Annotated in this window: 21 protein-coding genes; 1 reads left to right on the top strand and 20 read right to left on the bottom strand. The window is 64.8% G+C overall.

The features are described from left to right. Positions 1 to 39: 39 nt before the first annotated feature. Complete coding sequence (locus IVB19_RS12790) at positions 40 to 927, top strand: LysR family transcriptional regulator (RefSeq protein ID WP_018458637.1); 888 nt, start codon at positions 40 to 42, stop codon at positions 925 to 927. 7 nt (positions 928 to 934) lie between these two features. Here the strand turns inward: IVB19_RS12790 and IVB19_RS12785 are convergent, their stop codons facing one another. The 20 genes from IVB19_RS12785 to ytfQ form a co-directional block, all read right to left on the bottom strand. After that, complete coding sequence (locus IVB19_RS12785) at positions 935 to 1,870, bottom strand: carbohydrate kinase family protein (protein WP_247404415.1); 936 nt, start codon at positions 1,868 to 1,870, stop codon at positions 935 to 937. A 5-nt stretch (positions 1,871 to 1,875) separates the two neighbouring features. Next, entirely contained in the window at positions 1,876 to 3,522 is a 1,647-nt protein-coding gene (locus IVB19_RS12780) for an FGGY-family carbohydrate kinase (RefSeq protein ID WP_247394420.1), read from the bottom strand. A gap of 38 nt (positions 3,523 to 3,560) precedes the next feature. Continuing rightward, complete coding sequence (locus IVB19_RS12775) at positions 3,561 to 4,334, bottom strand: SDR family NAD(P)-dependent oxidoreductase (RefSeq protein WP_018458634.1); 774 nt, start codon at positions 4,332 to 4,334, stop codon at positions 3,561 to 3,563. Between the two features lie 30 nt (positions 4,335 to 4,364). Further along, entirely contained in the window at positions 4,365 to 5,372 is a 1,008-nt protein-coding gene (locus IVB19_RS12770; RefSeq protein ID WP_247821440.1) for an ABC transporter ATP-binding protein, read from the bottom strand. 16 nt (positions 5,373 to 5,388) lie between these two features. Continuing rightward, a complete protein-coding gene (locus tag IVB19_RS12765) occupies positions 5,389 to 6,219 on the bottom strand; it encodes a carbohydrate ABC transporter permease (RefSeq protein WP_026233625.1) in 831 nt (276 codons plus the stop codon). 3 nt (positions 6,220 to 6,222) lie between these two features. Then, on the bottom strand, positions 6,223 to 7,095 hold the full coding sequence (locus IVB19_RS12760) for a carbohydrate ABC transporter permease (RefSeq protein WP_247821439.1): 873 nt from the start codon (positions 7,093 to 7,095) through the stop codon (positions 6,223 to 6,225). Positions 7,096 to 7,185: 90 nt separating this feature from the next. Next, entirely contained in the window at positions 7,186 to 8,439 is a 1,254-nt protein-coding gene (locus IVB19_RS12755; RefSeq protein ID WP_018458630.1) for an ABC transporter substrate-binding protein, read from the bottom strand. Between the two features lie 428 nt (positions 8,440 to 8,867). Continuing rightward, entirely contained in the window at positions 8,868 to 9,818 is a 951-nt protein-coding gene (locus IVB19_RS12750) for a sugar-binding transcriptional regulator (RefSeq protein ID WP_204510750.1), read from the bottom strand. An 8-nt stretch (positions 9,819 to 9,826) separates the two neighbouring features. Next, positions 9,827 to 10,486, bottom strand: a complete 660-nt coding sequence (locus IVB19_RS12745; RefSeq protein ID WP_247821438.1) for an HAD family hydrolase — start codon at positions 10,484 to 10,486, stop codon at positions 9,827 to 9,829. A 70-nt stretch (positions 10,487 to 10,556) separates the two neighbouring features. Next, a complete protein-coding gene (gene mmsB / locus IVB19_RS12740; protein WP_007608442.1) occupies positions 10,557 to 11,747 on the bottom strand; it encodes a multiple monosaccharide ABC transporter permease in 1,191 nt (396 codons plus the stop codon). Then, positions 11,744 to 13,321 carry a multiple monosaccharide ABC transporter ATP-binding protein gene (gene mmsA / locus IVB19_RS12735; protein ID WP_247393849.1) on the bottom strand — a complete coding sequence of 526 codons (1,578 nt, stop codon included), beginning with the start codon at positions 13,319 to 13,321 and terminating at the stop codon, positions 11,744 to 11,746. Before mmsA ends, mmsB begins: the two co-directional genes overlap by 4 nt. Before the next feature lie 185 nt (positions 13,322 to 13,506). Next, complete coding sequence (gene chvE / locus IVB19_RS12730) at positions 13,507 to 14,580, bottom strand: multiple monosaccharide ABC transporter substrate-binding protein (RefSeq protein ID WP_007593237.1); 1,074 nt, start codon at positions 14,578 to 14,580, stop codon at positions 13,507 to 13,509. A gap of 69 nt (positions 14,581 to 14,649) precedes the next feature. Continuing rightward, positions 14,650 to 15,528: an SMP-30/gluconolactonase/LRE family protein gene (locus IVB19_RS12725; RefSeq protein ID WP_018458624.1), complete on the bottom strand. Its 879-nt coding sequence runs from the start codon at positions 15,526 to 15,528 to the stop codon at positions 14,650 to 14,652. Continuing rightward, complete coding sequence (locus IVB19_RS12720; RefSeq protein WP_247394442.1) at positions 15,528 to 16,604, bottom strand: aldose epimerase family protein; 1,077 nt, start codon at positions 16,602 to 16,604, stop codon at positions 15,528 to 15,530. Before IVB19_RS12720 ends, IVB19_RS12725 begins: the two co-directional genes overlap by 1 nt. A gap of 2 nt (positions 16,605 to 16,606) precedes the next feature. Then, positions 16,607 to 17,533 carry a Gfo/Idh/MocA family protein gene (locus IVB19_RS12715; RefSeq protein ID WP_247490131.1) on the bottom strand — a complete coding sequence of 309 codons (927 nt, stop codon included), beginning with the start codon at positions 17,531 to 17,533 and terminating at the stop codon, positions 16,607 to 16,609. Continuing rightward, positions 17,530 to 18,309 carry a FadR/GntR family transcriptional regulator gene (locus IVB19_RS12710; RefSeq protein WP_018458621.1) on the bottom strand — a complete coding sequence of 260 codons (780 nt, stop codon included), beginning with the start codon at positions 18,307 to 18,309 and terminating at the stop codon, positions 17,530 to 17,532. Before IVB19_RS12710 ends, IVB19_RS12715 begins: the two co-directional genes overlap by 4 nt. After that, positions 18,306 to 19,286 carry a galactofuranose ABC transporter, permease protein YjfF gene (gene yjfF / locus IVB19_RS12705; RefSeq protein ID WP_247404455.1) on the bottom strand — a complete coding sequence of 327 codons (981 nt, stop codon included), beginning with the start codon at positions 19,284 to 19,286 and terminating at the stop codon, positions 18,306 to 18,308. Before yjfF ends, IVB19_RS12710 begins: the two co-directional genes overlap by 4 nt. Continuing rightward, positions 19,283 to 20,275, bottom strand: a complete 993-nt coding sequence (locus IVB19_RS12700; protein WP_018458619.1) for an ABC transporter permease — start codon at positions 20,273 to 20,275, stop codon at positions 19,283 to 19,285. Before IVB19_RS12700 ends, yjfF begins: the two co-directional genes overlap by 4 nt. Beyond that, positions 20,272 to 21,816, bottom strand: coding sequence for a sugar ABC transporter ATP-binding protein (locus IVB19_RS12695; RefSeq protein ID WP_085352337.1), 1,545 nt, complete (start codon positions 21,814 to 21,816; stop codon positions 20,272 to 20,274). Before IVB19_RS12695 ends, IVB19_RS12700 begins: the two co-directional genes overlap by 4 nt. 119 nt (positions 21,817 to 21,935) lie before the next feature. After that, positions 21,936 to 22,901, bottom strand: coding sequence for a galactofuranose ABC transporter, galactofuranose-binding protein YtfQ (gene ytfQ, locus IVB19_RS12690; protein WP_018458617.1), 966 nt, complete (start codon positions 22,899 to 22,901; stop codon positions 21,936 to 21,938). Between the last annotated feature and the right edge of the window lie 319 nt (positions 22,902 to 23,220).

Here is a 23,220-nt window from a genome sequence, read left to right as displayed (position 1 = left end):
ACGATTTTGAGCACCAACCCATACGATTTCGGTATGCCAATGGATCTTCGCCGGCTCCGCTATTTCGTTGCCGTCGCCGAGGCGCGCAGCGTCGGCAAGGCGGCCGAGCGGCTGCGGATGGCGCAGCCGCCGCTCTCGGTCCAAATCCGCAAGCTGGAGGCCGAGGTCGGCGCGCCGCTGTTCCGCCGCGGCACGCGCGGCATGGATTTGACCGAAGCGGGCCAGGCGCTGCTGGCGCGCGCCGGCGAGGCGCTGGCGCTGGCGGCCGACGGCATCGAGGCCGCGCGCGCGGTCGCGGCCGGCAGCCGTGGTCGGCTGTCCGTCGGCTACATGTTCGTACTGGCGAACGCGATGCTGCCGCGTCTCATCCCCGAGTTGCGGCGATCCGTTCCCGGCGTCGATCTCGATTTCGCCGAGCTCAGTGCCACGACGCGCGAGCCGCGTCTGCTCGACCGTAGCGTCACGGTCGCGCTGTGCATGCCGGCGATCCACCATCCCGAGATCCAGGTGGCCCGAATCGGCGCGCAGCCGTTCGTGCTGGCGGTGCGAAACCGTTCGCCGCTTGCGCGCCTGAGCGCGGTGTCAATGACACGACTACAAGGCCGTCCGCTGATCGCGTTGCCGCCGCCGGAGCGCGACCCCTCCTCCTCCGCGGTCGCGGCCCTGCTGCGGCGGCATCAGATCGTGATGCCGATTGCGAGCCGGGTAGAGACAGTGCATTCGGCGATGAACCTGGTTCTCGCCGGTGAAGGCCTCGCCATCCTGCCCGCCTGCGCCCAGCTCGGGGCGCCGCGCGGCATCGTGTTCCGGCCGTTGCGGGATGCGACCGATTCCATCGACATCGCGGTCTGCTGGCGGCGGGATTCTCACAGCCCGCTGATCCGGACCTTCCTCAAATGCGCCGAGAAGGTCGTGGCACCGCTGTGACGCGACGCTACAAGCTCCAGATAATCTCGTGACTCCACGGCGGATCGGCACCGGGACGGGTGCAGGTGAGACCGGCGCAATTGGCAGCAAAGGATAGTGCACCGCGAAGCTCGTCCGCGCCGATATCCTTCAGTTGCTGTCGGGCGAGGCGTCCCTGCTTGTGCAGGGCGAACAACAACGCCGCCTGAAAACTGTCACCCGCGCCGATGGTGTCGGCGACCACGACCTTGGGGGCGGCGACCTCGATCTGTCCTGCCCCCGCATGCCACGCGATCGCACCGTTGTCGCCACGGGTGATGACGACGAGGCTCGCGCCGCGTGCAAGCAGCGTGCTCGCACGCTGGTGATACGGCTCGTCGGCGAACAGATAGGTAAAATCGACGTCTGACATCTTGATGAGATCGGCACAGCCGGCAAACTCGGCCATGCGGGCGAGATAAGCCGGCTTGTCCTTCACGAGGTTGGGCCGGCAGTTCGGATCAAAGGAGATTGTCGAGGACGCTCGTGCGTCCGCGATCAGGGCCATGGTCTCGCTCGCGCCCTGGTCATTGACCAGCGTGGTCGAGCCGACATGGAGAACTTCGACCGTATCGAAGGGAATAGAGCCGCGCCGGTAGGTCCAATTCCGCGTCGCGGTCTCGGCGTCGTAGAAAGCATAATGCGACTCTCCCGCAACGATACGCACGAAGGCGAGCGTGGTCTGGTGATCGCTGCTTGTGGCGAGACCGAGCTCGACATTGGATACAGCGGCGTGGTCGGCGATCATGCGCCCGAACATGTCCGTCGAGATCCCGCCGACAAAGCCGGTCGGCGCGCCGAGCCGCGCCATGCCGATTGCGACGTTGAGGCAGGAGCCGCCGACCGCCGGCATCACCGCTTCGCGCCCGTCGGTATTTCGCGTCGGGACAAAATCGATCAGCGCGTCGCCGCAGGAAATCAACATCCGTTTCAACCTCCGGCCATTCCACGCATCGCCGCGCGGCTGCCGCGATCGACCTCGCGCAGCAACTTGTAGACCTCGCGCTTGCGGGCGTGAAAGGCGGCAATGTCGGGCGTAGTGGGCTCGCTCTTCCGTCCCAACGCCGACATCTTGGCCATGGTTTCGCCGATCGAGGCATAGGCGCCGCCGGCGACTGCGCCGAGCATCGCGGCGCCGAGCAGCACGGGCTCCCTGGTCTGCGGCAGCGCCACGGTGAGGCCAGTCGTATCCGCCATGATCTGCCGCACCAGCGGACTGCGGCTGGCGCCGCCGCCCATGATCATGATGCTGGAATGGACGCCATGCGCGGTAAAGGCCTCGATCACCTCGGCAAGCCCATAGGCGAGCCCGCACAGACCGGCGACGAACAGCCGTTCCATCGAGGCGATGTCGGTGTCGAGATCGAGGCCCGCGATCACCGCGCGCGTGTCAGGGTCGGCATAGGGCGAGCGGTTGCCGATGAACTCAGGAAGCACATGGACGTTGCGGGCCAGCAGCACGGCGCGGCTGGCGCCGCCTGCGCGCGCGATGATGCGGCGCTCGAGAAACTCGATGAGGTCGAGGCCCTCGCTGCGCGCCGCCACGCTCGCCTCGGCGTGGCCGGGATGCGACTTGAGAAGATGGTCGATCGCAGCGCCCGCAGCCGACTGCCCGCCCTCGTTGAGCCAGAAATTTGGTACCATGCCCGAATAGTAAGGACCCCACACGCCCGGTACGAAGCACGGTTCTTTCGTCGTCGCCATAATGCAGGCCGACGTTCCCATGATGTAGGCGAGGCGGTCGCAGACATCTGTCGCGCCCTCCGATTCATCGCGGCCGCCGATGGCGCCGATGCCGCCGGCATGGGCATCGATCAGGGACGCTCCGACCGGCGTGCCCGGTGACAAGCCGAGATCGGCAGCTGCCGTACCGGTTAGACCGGCGCCGAGCCGCGTGCCAGGCGCGACGATCTCGGTGCCGATGCGGGCGTATTTCTCGTTGACGAAGTCCGACAGGCCGATGCGCTTGAAGAATGGCGCGCTCCAGCCACCGCCGTCATGCGCGAGGTAGTTCCATTTGCAAGTGACCGTGCAGGTCGAGCGTTGCAACGAGCCGGTGGCGCGCCAGGTCAGGTAATCCGCCAGATCGAAGAAGTGCCCTGCGGCGTCGAAGCTCGTGCGCATGTGCCGCTTCAGCCACAGCAGTTTCGGCATCTCCATCTCGGGCGAGATCGAGCCGCCGACATAGCGCAGCACGGCATCACCGGTTTCGTTGATCAGCCGCGCCTCGGCCGTGGCGCGGTGATCCATCCAGACGATGACGTTGCGCTGCCGGTCGCCGGAGGCGCTGATGGTGAGCGGCTCGCCTTGCCGGTCGAGCACCACGAGGGAGCAGGTGGCGTCGAAACCGATACCGCCGACGCTGTCGGGCGCGATTGCAGCTTCCGCCATCGCGGCCCGCACCGACGCCGTGCAAGCGTCCCAGATATCCTGGGACGACTGTTCGACGATGTCACCGGCCTCGGGCCATATCCTGATCGGATGCCGTGCGATAGCCAACAAGGTGCCCGCCTCGTCGAACACCCCTGCCCGCGTGCTTGTGGTCCCTACATCGACGCCGATATACGCTCGCGGCATTGTCGCCCCCGGAAGCTCTCGTCAGTTTTGACGCAAGCCTACCAGCAAGTGTAGCCGCCATCCACCAGCACGATGCTGCCGGTCATCAGGCTCGCGGCCTCGGACGAGAGAAAGAGCACCACGGAGGCGATCTCCTCGACCTGCCCCATCCGCGCCATCGGGGTTCCACCGATCCAGGCGTCGTACATTCTCGGATTGCTCTTCACGAAGGCGTTGAGCGGCGTCTCGATATAGGTCGGCGCCACCGCGTTGACGCGGATGCCGCGCGCGCCCCATTCGGCGGCGAGCGATTTCGTCAGATGGTGCACGCCGGCCTTGGACGCATTGTAGAAGCACTGCTCCTGCGGCTTGTTGACGATGAAGCCGGACATCGAGCCGACATTGACGATGGCGCCGCTCTTCGCCTTGAGCATGTGCTTGCCGAATTCGCGGCAGCACCAGAAGGTGCCGTTGAGATTGACGTCGATCACATTGAGCCAGTGCTCGTCGGTCACGGTCTCCGCCGGCGTCTCGCTGCGGGCGATGCCGGCGTTGTTGACGAGGATGTCCACCTTGCCGTGCCGGGCAACGACGTCGTTGGCCACTTCCGCCACGCGCTTGGTATCGGTGACGTCCATGATCGCCGTCTCGGCGTCATACCCCTTCGCCTTCAGGCTGGCTTTTGCACTGTCGGCGACCTTACTGTCGCGATCGCCGATGACGACCCTGGCGCCGGCTTCAGCCAGCGCTTCGGCGCAGGCGAAGCCGATGCCTTGCCCGCCGCCGGTGATGAACGCGGTCTTGCCGTTCAGCTTGAATTTTTCCAGGTACATGTTGCTTTTCCCGATTCTTGCCGTTTCTTGTCAGCCCCGGATGGCGTTGCCGCTTGCGTCGAAGCGATGGATGCGCGCTGGCTCCGGCACCAGCGATACATGGTCGCCGGCGTGCAGGCTCAACTCACCGATGTAGCGCGCCGTCAGCATGCCGAGCGGGCCGGCATCGACATAAAGGAAGGTGTCGCTGCCGAGATGCTCGGCCACCGCGATCGTTCCCTGCCAGCCGCCGGCACCGTCGCGCTCGATCTTGAGATGCTCAGGCCGTACGCCGATCGTTGCTGCGGCCTTCTGCAAGGCGTGCTCGCCGGTCACGAAGTTCATCTTGGGCGAGCCGATGAAGCCGGCGACGAAGAGGTTGGCCGGCTTCTCGTAGAGCTCCAGCGGCGAGCCGTATTGCTCGATCTTGCCGCCGTTGAGCACCACGATCTTGTCGGCCATGGTCATGGCCTCGACCTGGTCGTGGGTGACATAGATCGCGGTGGTGCCGAGCTGCTTCTGGAGCCGCGTCACCTCGATCCGCATCTGCACGCGCAGCGCCGCGTCGAGGTTGGAGAGCGGCTCGTCGAACAAAAACGCCTTGGGCTCGCGGACGATGGCACGCCCGATCGCGACGCGCTGGCGCTGGCCGCCGGAGAGCTCGCGCGGCTTGCGATCGAGATAGGGAGTGAGGTTCAGCGTTGCGGCGGCGGCCTCGACCTTACGGTTGATCTCGTCCTTGGCCAGCCCCACCATCTTCAGGCCGAAGCCGATGTTGCCGCGCACGCTCATATGCGGATAGAGCGCATAGGACTGGAACACCATCGAGAGCCCGCGCTTGGCCGGCGGCGTGTCGACCACGTTCTTGCCGTCGATCAGGATCTTGCCGCCGGAGACGTCCTCGAGCCCCGCGATCAGCCGCAAGAGCGTGGTCTTGCCGCAGCCCGACGGCCCCACGAACACCACGAACGACCCATCGGCGATCTCCAGGTCCGCGCCCTTGATGATGTGCACGGGGCCGAAGGATTTCTGCACGTCCTGAAGTGTGATCTGACCCATGATCCGGCAGCCCTTCCTACTTTACCGCGCCAAAGGTGAGCCCGCGCACGAGCTGCTTCTGGCTGAACCAACCGAGGACGAGAATGGGCGCGATCGCCAACGTGGAAGCCGCCGACAGCTTTGCCCAGAACAGCCCTTCCGGGCTCGAATAGGACGCGATGAACGTGGTGAGCGGCGCAGCGTTCGAGGTCGACAGATTGAGCGTCCAGAACGCCTCGTTCCAGGCCAGGATCAGGTTCAGCAGCATGGTCGATGCGAGCCCCGGGATCGCCATCGGCGTCAGCACGTAGATCAGCTCGCGGCCGATGGTGGCGCCGTCCATGCGCGCGGCTTCCAGGATGTCGCGCGGAATCTCCTTGAAATATGTGAACAGCATCCAGATCACGATCGGCAAGTTTCCGAGACACAGGATGAAGACGAGGCCGATGCGGGAATCGAGCAGGCCGAATGACTTGTAGATCAGGTAGATCGGCACCAGCACGCCGACCGGCGGCATCATCTTGGTCGAGAGCATCCAGAGCAGGATGTCCTTGGTGCGCTTGGTCGGCGAGAACGCCATCGACCAGGCCGCGGGGATCGCGATCAAAAGCGCGATCAAGGTCGAGCCGCCGGCGATGATGATCGAGTTCATCGCGTGGAGGACATAATCGCTGCGCTCCTGCACCGTCGCGTAGTTTTCCGTGGTCCAGTGGAAGAACAGGAAGGACGGCGGGATCGCGAAAGCCTCGAGCTCGGTCTTGAAGCTCGCCAATACCATCCAGAGGATCGGGAAGAAGATCAGGAAGCCGAAGAACCACGCCCCGATGGTCGAGACCACCACCCGCTGCCTCGTCGCCGTACGCGCCATGTCTTATGCCTCCAGGTTGCGACCGACGATACGGACGAGGAAAAAGGCAACAACGTTGGCGATCACGACAGCGACGAGGCCGCCTGCCGAGGCAGTACCGACATCGTACTGGATCAGTGCCTGCGAATAGATCAGGAAGGCGATGTTGGTGGTCGAGAGTCCCGGGCCGCCGCCCGTGGTGACGTAGATCTCGGCAAAGACGGTGAGCAGGAAGATCGTCTCGATCAGGATCACCACCGTGATGGGGCGCGCGAGGTGCGGCAGCGTGATGTAGATGAAGGTCGAGACCGCGCTGGCACCGTCCATTTCAGCGGCTTCCTTCTGCTCCTCGTCGAGCGACTGCATCGCGGTGAGCAAAATCAGGGTCGCGAACGGCAGCCATTGCCAGGACACGATCAGGATCACGGCGAGCAGCGGCGCGTCGGTAAACCAGTCAATCGGCGTCAACCCGAACAGCGAGGCGATCCAGGCAAACAGCCCGGACACAGGATGCATCAGCAGGTTCTTCCAGACCAGCGCGCTCACCGTCGGCATCACGAAGAACGGCGCGATCACCATCAACCGCACGATGTTGAGGCCGATCACCGGCTGGTCGAGCAATAGCGCCAGCGGAATTCCGAGCAGGACGGTCAGCGCCAGCACCGAGCCGACCAGCACCAGCGTGTTCTGGAGCGAGGCGAGGAACGCGGGGTCGGTGAGGAAGTAGCGGAAGTTTTCCAGCCCGACGAACGCTTCCGAGCCGGGATAGAGTAAGCTGTAATGCAGCGTCGAGAAATAGATCGTCAACGCGAGCGGGACGATCATCCAGATGAACAGCAGCCCGACGGCCGGCGTCAGGAGCGTCCGTGCGAGAAGCTGCGTCTGCCGGGTTGCCATTCTTGGCTTCTCCGCTTGCGGGAAGAAGGCGGCCATCCACCTGGAGCGGTGGATGGCCGCAAGTCTGAGCTCAGGAGGGAGAGCTCGAGCTCACTTGATGTAACCCGCGCGCTTCATCTCGCGCTCGGTTGAAGATTGCGCCGCGGTGAGCGCGGCATCGACCGTCATCGATCCCGCAAGCGCGGCCGAGAATTGCTGGCCCACCTGCGTACCGATGCCCTGGAATTCGGGGATGGCCGCATATTGCACGCCGACGTAGGGCACCGGCTTCACCGTCGGCTTGTTCGGATCGGCGGCATCGATCGAGGCCAGCGTCAGCTTGGCGAACGGGGCGACCTTCAGATAATCAGGGTTTTGGTAGAGCGAGGTTCGGGTGCCCGGCGGCACGTTCGCCCAGCCCTCCTTCGCAGCCACGACCTTGGTGTAATCCTTGCTGGTGGCCCAGGCGATGAACTTCTCGGCGGCTTCGGCCTTCTTCGAGCCGGCGGGAATTGCGAGGCTCCAGGCCCACAGCCAGTTGGCGTTCTTGCCGAGCCCGGTGTTGGGCGCCAGCGCGAAGCCGACCTTGTCGGCGACCTTGGAGTCCTTCGGGTTGGTGACGAACGACGCCGCGACGGTGGCATCGATCCACATTGCGCACTTGCCGGCATTGAACAGCGCGAGGTTCTCGTTGAAGCCGTTCGAGCTCGCACCGGGAGGGCCGGCCTGCTTCATCAGGTCGACATAGGTCGTGAGCGTCGCCTTCCATTCCGGCGTGTTGAACTGCGGCTGCCACTTCTCGTCGAACCAGCGCGCGCCGTAGGAATTGGCCATGGCGGAGAGGAACGCCATGTTCTCGCCCCAGCCGGCCTTGCCGCGCAGGCAGATGCCGTAGACGCCGGCGCTCTTGTCGGTGAGCTTCTTGGCGGCGTCGACGACGAAATCCCAGGTGGGGCTTTCCGGCATCTTGAGGCCGGCCTTGTCGAACAGGTCGGTGCGGTACATCACCATCGAGCTCTCGCCGTAGAATGGCGCGGCGTAGAGCTTGCCGTCGACCGAGACCGCATCCTTGATCTTGGGCAGGAGGTCGGCGACGTCGTAGTCGGCGCCGAGATTGGCGAGCGGCACCAGCCAACCCTTCTTGGCCCAGATCGGCACCTCGTAGGTGCCGATGGTGAGGACGTCGAACTGGCCGCCCTTGGTGGCGATGTCGGTGGTGACGCGCTGGCGCAGCACGTTCTCTTCCAGCGTCACCCATTTGACGCTGATATCGGGGTTCTTCTTGGTGAATTCACCCGTCAGCCCCTGCATGCGGATCATGTCGCCGTTGTTCACGGTGGCAATCGTCAGGGTCGTTTCGGCCATCGCGGGGACAGCCAGCAGGACAGACGCGCCACAAACGGCGCCGAGGACGTGTTTCACGGTGACCTCCCTAAGCTCGCGCTTTTGAGCATATGCCCACGCGTTGGGCGTATGTTCGGCTGAGGGCGGGCCGTTGTCAAGCAGGCGCGCGGACGTTTCGGCAACTTATGAGTGCTGCGATGCGGGGGGCTCGTGCGTCGCCCTCCCCGTCATGCCCCGCGAAGGGGCATCCAGTACTCCGTGCCGTCTGTCGGTTTGCCTCAAGCGGCGCTGCGGCGTCCTGGATCGTCCGCCTGCCGCCTTCGCTAAACCTTCGGCGCCCCAGACCTCAACCCCGGCGAAGCCTTGGCGTAGCCGGGTCGCGGACGACGACAGCGGCGTGGGTGGCGAAATCCCTGCCTCGCGCCCCGCGCGGGAAACGACGAACCGCCTCAGCGCTCCAGAATCGCCCTTGCGGTCGCCTCGTCCGTAATCAGACCGTTGATCAGCCGCCCATTCAGCGCCGCCGCGATCGCCGGCACCTTGGCTGCGCCGACGGCGGCGCCGATCGTCGTGGTCTTCGCCGGGACCTCCGGCGGAATGCTGGTCAACCGTTTGTTGGTGCCGGCCTTCAGCAGGCGGCCCTTGGAATCATAGGCCCAGCCCGTGATCTCGCCGATCGCCCCTTGCCGCATCATCTCGAACAATTCGTCGCGGGTGACGAAGCCGTCGACATGGACCTGCGCCTTCTGGTCCATCTGGCCGATGCCGACGAGGCGCAAATCCGCCTTCTCCGCGACCGCCTTCACCTTCGCGATCGGCTCGATCCGGACCATCTTGTTGCGCTCGTCCTCGGACGACATCAGGAACGGTAGCGGCATCGGGTAATGCCGTGCGCCGGTGCGATCGGCGAGCCGGCCGACGGTATCGTAGAAGCTCGCAGAACCGTCGGCGGAGATGTTGCCGACGAGCGAGACGATCTGGTGATTGGGCCGGTCGATCGGCGTGACGCGCTCGACCGCGGCGCGCACGGCGCGTCCCGTCCCGAGCGCGACGATGACGGGCGTTTCCGAACGCAGGGTGGAATCGAGCAGGTTGGCGCAGCGTTCGGCAATGCCCGCTGTGGCCTGCGGCGCGGCGGGATCAGCCGGCACCACCTCGCAATGGGCAAGGTCGAAACGTTCCTTCAACCGCGCCGCCAGCTCCATGCACGCGGCGATGGGATGTTCGAGCCGGAAGGTGATGAGCCGCTCGGCGAGACATAGCGACACCAGCCGCTGCGCCGACGCGCGCGACACCTGGAGCATCTTCGCGATCTCGTCCTGGGTGTGACCGGCAATGAAATAGAGCCAGCCGGCACGCGCAGCGTCGTCGAGCCTGGACTTTTCGTTCTCGGCGGCCATGGCAGGCGTCAGGCGTCCTTCCAGAAATCGATCATGCGCGCGAAGACCCGGTCGGCCCCCGCACCCGACAGTATAGCCTGCCCGTCGCGTCCGCGATAATGGCTGCCGCCGGCAAATCCCCAGACCGTCATGCCGGCCGCCTTGCCCGCCTGCACGCCGCTCGGACTATCCTCGATCACCAGCGTGCGCGCAGGTTGCGCGCCCATCTGCTCGGCCGCGTACAGAAAGAGATCGGGCGCCGGCTTGCCGTGCCTGACCATCTGCGCGGTGTAGATCCGGTCGCCGAAATGCGCCCGCAGGCCGGTGACGTCAAGGGAGAGCGCGACACGGTCGATGTCGCTGGAGGAAGCCACGCAGAATGGTGCCCGCAGGCCCGACAAGATCATATCGACATCAGAAACCGGATGAAGCGCCTTTTCGAACGCCATCAACACGCGCGACTTCAGCCGGGACGGAAAATCGACCGGCATTGCGTGGCCGAGCTCGCGATAATGCTGAGTAATTGCGCTCGTGCTTCGTCCAAGGAACAGCTCCAGCGCTTGTGCAAGTGTCAGCGATATCCCGGATTCGGACAGCTCGTCCGACAGGCATTGACAGCTCAACAGCTCGCTGTCGACGAGCACACCGTCGCAATCGAAGATAAAGAGATCGAACTGACCAGGATCCATTCGGCCATTCGATCATATGCTCACCTGTTGAGCAATAGCTCACTGAAGCCGATCGTAGTCGGCGGCAGCCTCATCTCCGCTGATTATAAACGTCGATGCACACCGCCCCGAGCAGGACCAGGCCCTTGATGACCTGCTGATAGTCGATGCCGATGCCGAGGATGGACATGCCGTTGTTCATCACGCCCATGATCATGGCGCCGACCACGGCGCCACCGACGCGGCCGACACCGCCATAGGCCGAGGCGCCGCCGATGAAGCAGGCCGCGATGACGTCGAGCTCGAAGCCGAGGCCCGCCTTCGGCGTTGCTGTGTTGAGGCGCGCGGCGAAGACGAGGCCGGCGAGCGCAGCGAGCACGCCCATGTTGACGAAGGTGAGGAAGGTCAACCGTTCCGTCTTGATGCCCGACAGGCTTGCCGCTTTCGCATTGCCGCCAACCGCGTAGACCTGCCGACCGATGACGGTGCGGCGGGTGACGAAACCGTACAGCGCGATCAGCGCGGTCATGATGACCAGCACGTTCGGCAGACCGCGATGCGAGGCGATCAGATAGGTGAAATAGAGCACAGCGCAAGCCAGGAGAATGCTCTTGCCGAGGAAGAACGCGTAAGGCTCGACCTCGATGCCGTGCAGCTGCTCGCGCGAGCGCCCCTTGGCGCTGGCGTAGACGAGGCCGAGCGCGAGCACCGCACCGACCAGCATCGACGTCGGATGCAGCGTGCCGGCCTCGGGCAGCATCTCCGGAATGAAGCCGGAGGACAGCTTCTGGAAGGTGGCCGGGAACGGTCCTAGTGACTGGCCTTGCAATACCGCAAGCGCGAGGCCCTTGAACACCAGCATGCCGGCCAGCGTCACGATGAAGGACGGTATCTTGAAATAGGCCACCCAATAGCCCTGCGCGGCGCCGATTGCCGCGCCCAGCAGCAGGCAGGCGATAAAGGCGAGCGTGTAGTCGACCTTGTAGGTCACCATGAGCACGGCAGCGACCGCGCCGACGAAGCCCGCGACCGAGCCGACCGAGAGGTCGATATGGCCGGTGACGATGACGAGCAGCATGCCGAGCGCCATGATAACGATGTAGCTGTTCTGGAGCACCAGATTGGTCAGGTTGAGCGGCTGCAGCAGCGTGCCGCCAGTCATGACCTGAAAGAACAGCATGATCGCGATCAGCGACATCAGCATGCCGTAATTGCGCAGATTGTTCTTGATGAAGCTGCCGTGCCGACCCTCCTCGGGCAGCGAAACCGTCTTGTCGGTCATGGCTGCGATCCTCCCATCTCTGCACCCGCCAGGGCGCGGCTTCCATAATTTGTGTCGTTGCGCATGATGGCGCGCATGATCTTTTCCTGTGTCGCTTCGGCGCCGGGGAACTCGCCGACGAAGGCACCGTCGTTCATGACGCAGATGCGGTCGCAGATGCCGAGCAGCTCGGGCATCTCCGATGAGATCACCACCACGCCGCGGCCGGCCTCTGCAAGCTCGTTGATGATACAGTAGATCTCGTATTTGGCACCGACGTCGATGCCCCGGGTCGGCTCGTCCAGGATCAAGACCTTGGGGTCGGTCATCAGCCATTTCGACAGCACGACCTTTTGCTGGTTGCCGCCGGAGAGCTGGCTGGTCTCCTGATAAACGTCGGAGCAGCGGATGCGCATCCGGTTGCGGTAGTCGCTGGCGACCTTCAGCTCGGCGATGTCGTCGATGACGCGGCGAGGAGCGACCTGGTCGAGGCTTGCGAGCGTGATGTTCTTGCGGACGTCGTCGGCGAGGATCAGTCCCAGCTGCTTGCGGTCCTCCGTGACATAGGCAAGGCCGGCGTCGATCGCGGCCGCCACGTTTGGCAGCACGATCTCATGGCCCTCGAGCCGGATGCGACCGCTGATCGTGGTGCCCCACGACCGGCCAAACAGGCTCATGGCGAATTCGGTGCGGCCGGCGCCCATCAATCCGGCAATGCCGACGACCTCGCCGCGCTTCACGCTGAAATCGACGTTCTTGATCACCTGCCGCTCGGGATGGATGGGATGGTAGACCGACCAGCTCTCGACGGTGAGAACGGGCTCGCCGATCTTTGCGCTGCGCTCCGGAAAGCGATGGGCGAGATCGCGGTTGACCATGCTGCGGATGATGCGGTCCTCCTGGATCGGCTCGGCGCGGCAGTCGATGCCGTCGACGGTGCGGCCGTCGCGCAGGACGGTGATGTGATCGGCAACGCGGGCGACCTCGTTGAGCTTGTGCGAGATCAGGATCGAGCCGATGCCCTGCTCGCGGAAGGCCATGAGACGTTCGAGCAGCGCGGCACTGTCGGCCTCGTTGAGGCTGGCGGTCGGCTCGTCCAGGATCAGCATCCGCACCCGCTTGGACAGCGCCTTGGCGATCTCGACCAGCTGCTGCTTGCCGACGCCGAGATCGGTGATCAGCGTGTCCGGCGATTCCTTGAGGCCGACCTGAGCCAGGAGTTCCCGGGTACGCCGATAGACCTCGTCGCGATCGATCACACCGAGCTTGGACGGCGGATGCGACAGGAAGATGTTTTCGGCAATCGACATCAGCGGGATCAGCGCCAGCTCCTGATGGATGATGATGATGCCGAGCGCCTCGGAATCGTTGATGTCGCGGAAGCGGCGCTCCTCGCCATCGAAGATGATGGTGCCCTCGTAGCTGCCGGCCGGGTAGACGCCGCTGAGGACCTTCATCAGCGTGGACTTGCCGGCACCGTTCTCGCCGACGAGGGCGTGGATCTGCCCGGCTTCAACCGAGAAGTTGACATCACGCAGCGCCTGCACACCGGAAAAGCTCTTGCTGACGTTACGCATCTCCAGCATTGCGGTCATGATTTCACGTCCCTCAATCAGTGTTAGATCACCTCTCCCCGCTCGCGGCGAGAGGTCGGATCGCATCGTTCGATGCGATCCGGTGAGGGGGAGTCTCCGCGAGACGCACTGCTTCCTTCCTCGCGGAGGCTTCCCCTCACCCTAACCCTCTCCCCGCAAGCGGGGAGAGGGAAAAGAAAAGAAGCCTACTGGAACTGCGACTTCTTGTAGTAGCCGCTGTCGACCAGGACCTTCTCCCAATTGTCCTTGTAGACCACGACCGGCTTGAGCAGATAGGACGGCACGGTCTTGGCGCCGTTCTCGTAGGTCTTGGTGTCGTTCACGGTGACCTGCTTGCCGGCAAGCGCAGCGTCGACCATGTCGGCGGTCACCTTGGCGAGATCGCGGGTGTCCTTGAAGATGGTCGAATACTGGTCGCCGCGCAGCATCGCCTTGATCGAGGGCACCTCGGCATCCTGGCCCGAGATGATAGGCATCGGCTGGCCGGCGCTGCCATAACCGACGCCCTTCAGTGAGGAGATGATGCCGATCGACAGGCCGTCATACGGCGACAGCACCGCGTTGACCTTCTTGTTGCCGTAGTAGGCACTGAGCAGATTGTCCATGCGGGCCTGCGCGGTGGCGCCGTCCCAGCGCAACGTCGCGACTTTATCCATGCCCATCTGACCGGAGACGACGACGAGCTTGCCGCTGTCGATGTACGGCTTCAGCACGCTCATCGCGCCGTTGTAGAAGAAGTAAGCGTTGTTGTCGTCGGGCGAGCCGCCGAACAGCTCGATGTTGAACGGGCCCTTGCCGTCCTTAAGACCGAGGCCCTGCACGATCGATTCGGCCTGGAGCACGCCAACCTGGAAATTGTCGAACGTGGCGTAATAGTCGACGTTCGGCGTGCCGCGGATCAGGCGGTCATAGGCGATCACGGTGATGCCTTTTGCTTTCGCCTGCTTGAGCACGTCGGAGAGCGTGGTGCCGTCGATCGCGGCGATCACCAGCGCTTTCGCGCCTTTGGTCACCATGTTCTCGACCTGCGAGAGCTGGTTCGGAATGTCGTCCTCGGCATATTGCAGGTCGGTGTTGTAGCCGCGCTCCTTCAGCACCTTCACCATATTGTTGCCATCGTCGATCCAGCGCGCCGACGATTTGGTCGGCATGGCGATGCCGACTGTTGCTTTGTCCTGGGCCGAGGCGGTGACGCCCGCGGCCATCGTCGCAGCGCCGGCCAGCGCCAGCGCGAGGAAGGTCGTCTTCAGTTTCAACATGTTTCACTCCCTTGGATGTCAGACTGTTTTTTCTGTCGTCGAGAAATTTGGTGTGCGGCTTCTAGCCTCCTATGCGAGCTTGACGTCAGGCTCCGCGCGACCGCGCGCGGTGGCCTCCAACAGGAAGGTGTAGCCGGCTTGCGGATCGGCGGCACGCGCCGCCGCATCCATGTCCTGCCAGGCCGAGGTGACGAGGAGACGCGACAGACCAGGACCGACAAAAGCGGGGCAGCTCGCCTGCTTTGCCGGCACGCTCAGCGAACGCAGGCGTTCGCCTTGCGGAGAGTAGACGTCGATGCGGCTCGCGCCCCAGCACGCGTTCCAAATCTGCCCGTCGGCATCGCACACCGAACCGTCGAGGCCGCCAACGCCGGTGTGGCGCAGCAGCACCTCCGGCTCGCCGCGCGGCAGGCCGGTGACGGGATTGAGCGGCACCGCGTAGAGCACCGCGCGCGCCGTGTCGGCGAAGTAGCCCGTGGCGCCATCGGGCGAGAAGCAGATCGAGTTGGGAATGCTGATGCGCGGAAACAGCATCGATATCTCGCCGTGATGGAACGCGTAGATCGCGCCTGCCCCTGCTTCCGCCTTCCGACCCATAGTGCCGATCCAGAACGTGCCGGAGGGATGCACGCGGGCATCGTTGGAGCGGGTCGCGGGATTGTCGGCTTCAAGCGGACAGAGCAGCCTCATCGCGCCGTCGGCAATTTTGCGGATATAGAGGCCGTCTTCCGCGACGATCAACTGCCTTTCGGCATCGATCCGCCCAAGCGCGCTCGCCATCCGGCCCAGCGCATGAACGCGAATGCTGCCGCTGCCGAGCTGCGCCTCGAACAGTCGCCCCTCCCGGATATCGAACCACCAGGCGGTGTCCGTGGTCACGTCATAGGTCGGCCCCTCGCCGAGATGGCAAGGATCGTCCGAAAGAACCGAGGTCGGCACCTGTTCCATCAGGACGTCCTCACCGCAAAGCGATAGACCGTATGATGGCGATAGACCTCGCCGGGCGCTAGGCGCGGGCTCGGGAAATCCGGCCGGTTCGGTGCGTCCGGCCAGATATGCGGCTCCAGGCACATCGCGTCCGACTGCCGGTAGAGCTTGCCGCCCTTGCCCGAAATCGTGCCGTCGAGATAATTGCCCGAATAGACCTGCAGACCGGGCTGATCGGTGAACAGCTCCATGATGCGCCCCGAGCGCGGCGCCTCCAGTCGCGCCGCGAGACTGAGCTTACCGTCGCGCGCGAGACAGTAGGTATGGTCGTAGCCCCTGCCGTTGCGCAATTGCTGGTCGCTCTCGCGGATGCGCTCGCCGATCGGCCGAGGCTCCCGGAAATCGAACGGCGTGCCGGCAACGCTGCGCGGCGGCTCCGGCAACGGAATGGCCGTGGGGTCGATCGCGAGGAAATGCCCGGCCGCGACCGTCAGCTTGTGATCGAGAATGGGCGTGCCTGATGTCGCGCCCTCCAGATTGAAGAAGCTGTGGTTGGTCAGGTTGACGATGGTCGGCCGGTCGGTCCGCGCCTCCATGATCAGGGATAGCTCAGCCGGGCCGGTAACACGATAGGTCAGGCGCACATCGAGCCGACCGGGATAGTTTTCCTCGCCATGCGAGCTCGTGTAGGTCAGCGTGACCGCGGGCTCGGCGCCATCGTCGACCTCCGCAATGTCCCAGAGCTTGCGGTCGAAGCCGTCGAGGCCGCCATGCAGCGCATTCGGACCGTTGTTGACGGGAAGCTGCACCGTCTCGCCGTCCAGCGAAAATTGTCCGTTGGCGATGCGATTGGCGTAGCGGCCGACGGTGGCGCCGAAGAACTTTCGTTCGGCGAGATAGCCGGCAAACCCATCATGGCCGAGCACGACGTCGTCGTGGCCGCCCTTGCCGTCCGGCGCGATCAAGGCCTGCAAGACTGCACCATGGGTGATGATGCGCGCCTCGAACCCGCCCTCGCCGCGCAGCACGATGCGGTCCACCTTGCGGCCGTGCGGCAGCGTTCCGAACACGTCTCTTTCTGTTTTCGATCCAGCCATGATCAACCCACAAACGGTTCGACGATCGTGCGCCTGCCGAGCAGGAAGGCGTCCGCGACGAGACGAAGCGGCGCCAAATCGACGTCGCTCGCGCCTGTCGCGGCGAGCGCGACGAAGTGCCGGTAAAGCTCCCGATATTCCTCATCGGGCGCCTCGGCAACGGTCTTGCCGTCGATCGCCATGATCCGGCCGCCGCGTGATAGCGTCATCCGGCCCTGGTCGGTTTCGACGAGGATATCCCAGCTCTGCGGCCCGGTCTGGCGGAAGTCGAACTCGGCGGTCACAGGTAGGCCGTCGATGTCGGTCAGCGTCAGCTTCGCGGCGATCGGCGCCTGGCAATTGGCGGGGAAGGCGAGCTCGGCCGCGTTGACGAACACGGGCTTCGGCAGGATCCTGGTCAGGATCGACAGCGCATTGATGCCGGGATCGAACACCCCGAGCCCGCCCGGCTCCCAGATCCATGCCTGCCCGGGATGCCAGACGCGGACGTCCTCTTTCCAGTTGACGTGCACGGAACGGATGCGGCGCGCGGCGAGCCACTCGCGCGCCGGCTCGACTGCCGGCGCATGGCGCGAATGCCAGGTCGCAAACAGCGTTCGCTTGGTTTCACCCGCCATCGCGATCAGCGGATCGAGCTCGGCAACGCCGGCGCCGGGCGGCTTCTCCAGCATGACGTGCTTGCCGGCCCTCAGCGCTGCGACCGCCTGGGCGCGGCGCACTTGAGGCGGCGTGCAGAGCGACACCGCGTCGATCGGCGGACCTTTTTCCAGCAGCTCCTCGATGGTCGCGAAATGCGGCAGATCCGGGAAGGAGGCATTGCGGCTGGCAACGGCGGCCAGCGTCGCGCCGGGAACCGCTGCAATGGCGCCGACATGCTGGTCCCGCGCGATCTTGCCGAAGCCGACGATGGCGATGCGAAGTTCAGTCACGATGTTTCTCCAGCTTCCGCGGACGGCAGCGCTTCGGCCGGTACAGTCTCGATCACTGTACCCTCGTGGCGGCGCATGCCGTTGTGAATGACGTAGACCATCGCCTCCGACGCAGTCGTGGCATCACCGGCGGCGATGGCATCGACGATCTTCTGATGCCAGAGCAGAACGGTGTCGCGGTCCTCCGGTTCGACTGGTGCGCTGAGCAGGAATGAGGCGCGCAACGCAGCCTCGATGACGTGCCCGATCGAGCGCATGAACAGATTTCCGGAGGCGCGCGCCACGGCGACGTGGAGCGCGAGGTCGGCATCGGCGAAGCCAACGGAGTCGGAGGCTTCAAGTCGCATCCGCTCCATGCAGCGCCGAAGCTCGGATAGATCCTGCTCCGACCGCTGCGCCGCCGCCAACATCGCCGCGCGCGGCTCGACCGCGAGGCGGATCTCGGCCAGGTCGTTGAGGAAACGCTTGTCGATCCCGGCGTCCAGGTGCCAGGCCAGCACGTCGGCGTCGAACATGTTCCAGGCGACGCGTTCGCGCACGACAGTGCCGACGCGGGCCTTGGTGGTGAGCAGACCCTTGGCGACCAGCGTCTTCACGCTCTCCCGCAATACCGGCCGCGACACCCCGAACATCGCAATCATTTCGGCATCGCCAGGCAGGCGCGTTCCCTCCGCGTAGCGGCCGGCAATGATGTCAACGCCGATCGAACGGGCCACCTCCGCGTGATTGGAGTGCGCCCGGCGCGTCGGGATGACGAGGATGCGCGAGGTGGTCATGAGACTACTCCCGCGCGCTTTGCCACAGGCCGGCGCGCGAGCGCGACCAATCCTTGTTGCAAGGCGATGAAGGCGAACAGCAGCACGCCGGTCGCGATCTTGGTCCACCAGCTCGACAGTGTCCCGTCGAAATTGATGTAGGTCTGAATCATGCCCTGGATCAACACGCCGAGGAAGGTGCCGATCACCGAGCCCTGACCGCCCGTGAGCAGCGTGCCGCCGATCACGACGGCCGCGATGGTGTCGAGCTCGACGCCGACGGCGGACAGCGAGTAGCCGGCGCTGGTGTAGAAGGAGAAGACGATGCCGGCGATGCCGGCGAGCAGGCTCGATAGCATGTAGATCTTCACCGTCATCCTGCCGACGGCGACGCCCATCAGGCTCGCGGTCGCCCGGCTGCCGCCGAGCGCATAGACATTGGCGCCGAACCGGGTGAGCTGCAGCAGCAATGCGCCGCCGATCACGATCGCAAGCATGATGATCGCGACCGCCGTCAGCCGTCCACCGCCGGGTAGTCGCAGTGCGAAGTCCGACACGGTGGAATAGACCGGTGCCGTGATCGGCACCGATTCCGTCGAGAGCAGGAAGCTGGCACCCCGGGCCAAGAACATGCCGGCGAGGGTCACGATGAAAGGCGGCAAATCGAAGACATGGATCACCGCGCCCATCGCCGCTCCGAAGGCGGCCGAGAGCGCGAGAATGGCGACGAAGGCGACCAGGGGCGGCATTCCCCAGCGCTCGATCGCCAGCGCGACGAACACCGTGGTGAAGCCGATTACCGAGCCGACGGAGAGATCGATGCCACCGGAAATGATGACGAAGGTCATACCGGTCGCGACGATGCCGAGGAAGGCATTGTCGGTCAGGAGATTGCCGACCACGCGAGTGGAAGCGATGTTGGGAAACTGCATCGCGCAGAGCGCAAATCCCGCGACGAGCACGACCGCGGTAATGAGGACGGGCGGCAGGCCTTTCATGCCTTGGTCCTCCGCAGCCGCGTCACGACGCCGGCAAAGCCGGACAGCTTCGGCGATTGCAGCAGCAGCACGGCGAGCACCACCACCGCCTTGACCAGCAAATTGAACTCCGGCGGATAGCCCGACAGCAGAATGCCGGTGTTCATGGTCTGGATGATCAGCGCGCCAAGTACGGCCAGCACGAGACTGAAGCGGCCGCCGAACAGCGAGGTGCCGCCGATCACCACCGCGAGGATGGCGTCGAGCTCGAGCCAGAGGCCGGCATTGTTGGCATCCGCCCCCATGATGTCGGCCGCCGCGATGACGCCGGCAAGCGCAGCGCAAACGCCGCACCAGACATAGACCGCCAAAATCATCGCGCGCGTGCCGACGCCGGCGAGTTCGCTTGCCCGCGCATTGCCGCCCGTGGCCTCGATCAGCAATCCGAGTGCCGAGCCGCGCACCACCGCGCCGGTGAGGATCAGCATGCCCAGCGCAATCGCGACCGGCACCGGCACGCCGAGGATGGAGCCGTTGCCGAGCCAGACCAGATCGGGCGAGGAGAAGGTCACGATGCGGCCCTCGGTAATGAGCTGGGCGATGCCGCGCCCCGCAACCATCAGGATTAGGGTCGCCACGATCGGCTGCATGCCGAGCACCGCGACGAGAAATCCGTTCCACAACCCGCAGATCAGGCCGGTGCCGAGCGCAGCCGCCAGCACCACGACCAGACTGTGGTTGTCGGCGAGGCTCGCCGCGATCGCGCCCGAGATCGCCATCACAGCGCCAACTGACAGATCGATGCCGCGCGTCGCGATCACCAGGACCATGCCGAGCGAGAGCAGCGCCACCGGCGTGCCGCGGTTGAGCACGTCGATCAGGCTGCCGAACAGCCGGCCGTCCTGGAGGCGCAGATCGAAGAATTGCGGCGATACCACGCGATCGACCGCCAGGATGACGATCAACGCGAGGATCTGGGCAAGGCCGCGGCGCGGCAACAGCGCGGTCATGCCCTGCCCTCATGCGCGACACTGGCCCCATCGGCGGCGATCGCGGCGAGAATGCTGCCGACGTCGATGGCCTCGCCGGCGAGCTCCTCGACATGAGCGCGGTCGCGCAGCACCACCACGCGGTCGGAATAGGTCACGATCTCGTCGAGCTCGGAGGAAATCACGAGCAGCGCAAGTCCGTCGTCGCAGAGCTCGCGTATCAGGCGGATGATCTCGGCATGCGCGCCGACGTCGATGCCGCGGGTCGGCTCGTCCAGCACGAGCAGCCGTGGCGAGGTCGCAAGCCACCGTGCCAGCAGGACCTTCTGCTGATTGCCGCCGGACAGCAGGCCAACGGGACGCTCCGGATCGGGCGGGCGAACGTCGAGCATCTTGACGTAACGGCTTGCGATCTCGTCCTGCTCGCGTCGCGACAGCGGCCGATGTAGACCGCGCTTGGCCTGGAGCGCGAGCACGATGTTCTCGCGCACGGTGAGCTCGGCGACGATGCCGTCGGTCTTGCGCTCCTCAGGGCAATAGCCAAAGCCGTGGCGCACGCCGTCGCGCGGCGAGTGAAGCCGGACAGGCGCGCCTTCCACCCTCGCCTGCCCGCCATCGGCGCGCTCGGCGCCGAACACCAGCCGCGCCGTCTCGGTCCGGCCCGAACCGAGCAGGCCGGCGAGGCCGACGACCTCGCCATGGCGCAGCTGGAGATTGAACGGCGCGACATAGCCTGATTTGCCATAATTCTCGAAGCTTGCGCAGACTTCGCGGGCCTGATGGTCGCGCGTCGCGGCCCGCGCGCTGGTGGTCTCGGCCAGTTCGCGGCCGAGCATCATCCGGATCAGCTCGAGCCGCGACAGCGACGCGGTCTCGCGCTCGCCGACAAGGCGACCATTTCGCAAAACGGTGATTCGATCGGAGATCTCGTAGACCTGGTCGAGGAAATGGCTGACGAAGACGATGCCAATGCCGCGCTTGGCAAGCTGACGCATGATGCGAAAGAGGATCTCGACCTCATGGCGGTCGAGGCTCGCGGTCGGCTCGTCCAGGATCAGCACGCGCGCGGAGAGATCGACGGCGCGCGCGATCGCGGTGACATGCTGGATCGCCACCGAGTAATTGCCAAGCGGCGCTGATACGTCGATGTCGAGACCGAAATCCGCGAGCAGCGACTTCGCGCGCCGTCGCATCTCGCCCTCGCGCACGACGCCGAAGCGCGTCGGCTGCCGGTCCAGGAACAGGTTCTGCGCCACCGAGAGATTCGGCAGCAAATTGACTTCCTGATAGACCGTCGCAATGCCGGCCTGAACCGCCGCCTTGGCCGAGCGCGGCGCGACCTCTTCGCCGCCCAGTCTGACGATGCCGGCATCGCGCGGAAATACGCCCGTGACGACCTTGATCAGCGTGGACTTGCCCGCGCCGTTCTCACCAAGCAGCGCATGGATCTCGCCGGCGCGAAGCGTGAAGTCGACCTCCTGCAACGCACGCACGGCGCCAAAGCTCTTGCTGATCCCACGCACCTCCAGCAGGGAAGCAGCGGAATCCTGGCTGTTCTCCATGACATTCACTCCCAAGGGCGCCCGCTGACAATGCGGACACGGAGCCTGTTCGTTCGCGCAGCGGTTTCGAGCGGGATCGCCGGACTGCCGAAGCACGGCCGTCCGGCGACACTCTCGCCTCAGTAACCGAGGCCCTTCTTGCTGTCGTAGATCTTCTGCGGATCATCGGTGGCGGTGTAGAGCTTGGATTCCGTCTGGATCCATTTCGGCGGAACGGTACCCTTGTCCTTGAAGGCCGCGATGGCATCGAGAGCGGGGCCTGCCATGTTCGGCGTCAGCTCGACCGTGGCATTGGCTTCGCCGGCGACCATCGCCTTGAAGATGTCGGGGACTGCATCGATCGAGACGGTGAGAATCTCCTTGCCCGGCTTGAGCCCGGCTTCCTTCATCGCCTGGATCGCGCCGACCATCATGTCGTCGTTGTGCGCATAGACCGCGCAGATCGACTTGCCGCCACCTTCGGCCTTGATGAAGCTTTCCATCACTTCCTTGCCCTTGGCGCGGGTGAAGTCGCCGGTCTGGCTGCGCACCACTTTCAGGTTCGCATGCTTGGCGATAGCGGTGTCAAACCCCTTCTTGCGGTTGGCGGCGACGCTCGCGCCGACCGTGCCCTGCAATTCGACGATGTTGCAGGCCTTGGCGCCGACGGTCTTCGCCAGCCAGTCACCCGCGACCTCGCCTTCGTGAACGCTGTCGGAGGTCACGGCGGTGAGATAGAGCTCCTTGCCGGAGGGATCGATGTCGCGGTCGAGCAGCACGACCGGGATCTTGGCCTCCTTGGCTTCCTTCAGCACCGAGTCCCAGCCGGTTGAGACGACGGGCGCGAGGAAGATCGCATCGACATTCTGCGCGATGAAGGAGCGGATCGCCTTGATCTGGTTCTCCTGCTTCTGCTGCGCGTCGGCGATCTTGAGATTGACCTTGCGCTTGGTGGCCTCCTGCTTGGAGACCGAGGTCTCGGCCGCGCGCCAGCCGGATTCCGATCCGATCTGCGAGAAGCCAATGGTGAGCTCGGCGGCATTCGCCGGCAGCGCGAGCAGCAACGCGGCCGTCGCGCTGGCCGCAAAGAGGGCTTTGACGATCATCAGGCGTGTCTCCCAAAATGTTATCCGGGGGCGCCGATTGGTAGCATCGCACCCACAGGCCGACCTTTGAGGTGGCGGGAGGGACTATTTCACGGAAGTTTGGTTCCGACTAGTCATATTATTTGACTATTGAGGGGGAAAGCGCGCGCGAGCGGATGAGCGACTTCTATGTCACGCGCAGCGCGATTTTATTCCACGGATGCAACGCGGAGATGAACGAAATGATGCGGCAGTTGGGGCGAAGACACTGTCTAGGAGGATGGTGAAAGGCGAACCCGCAACCCCTCCCCCCATCACCGCGAGCGCAGCGAAGCAATCC

Source organism: Bradyrhizobium sp. 187 (genome assembly GCF_023101005.1).
Lineage (GTDB): Bacteria > Pseudomonadota > Alphaproteobacteria > Rhizobiales > Xanthobacteraceae > Bradyrhizobium > Bradyrhizobium canariense_D.
This window is presented reverse-complemented; position numbering and strand designations above follow the sequence as displayed.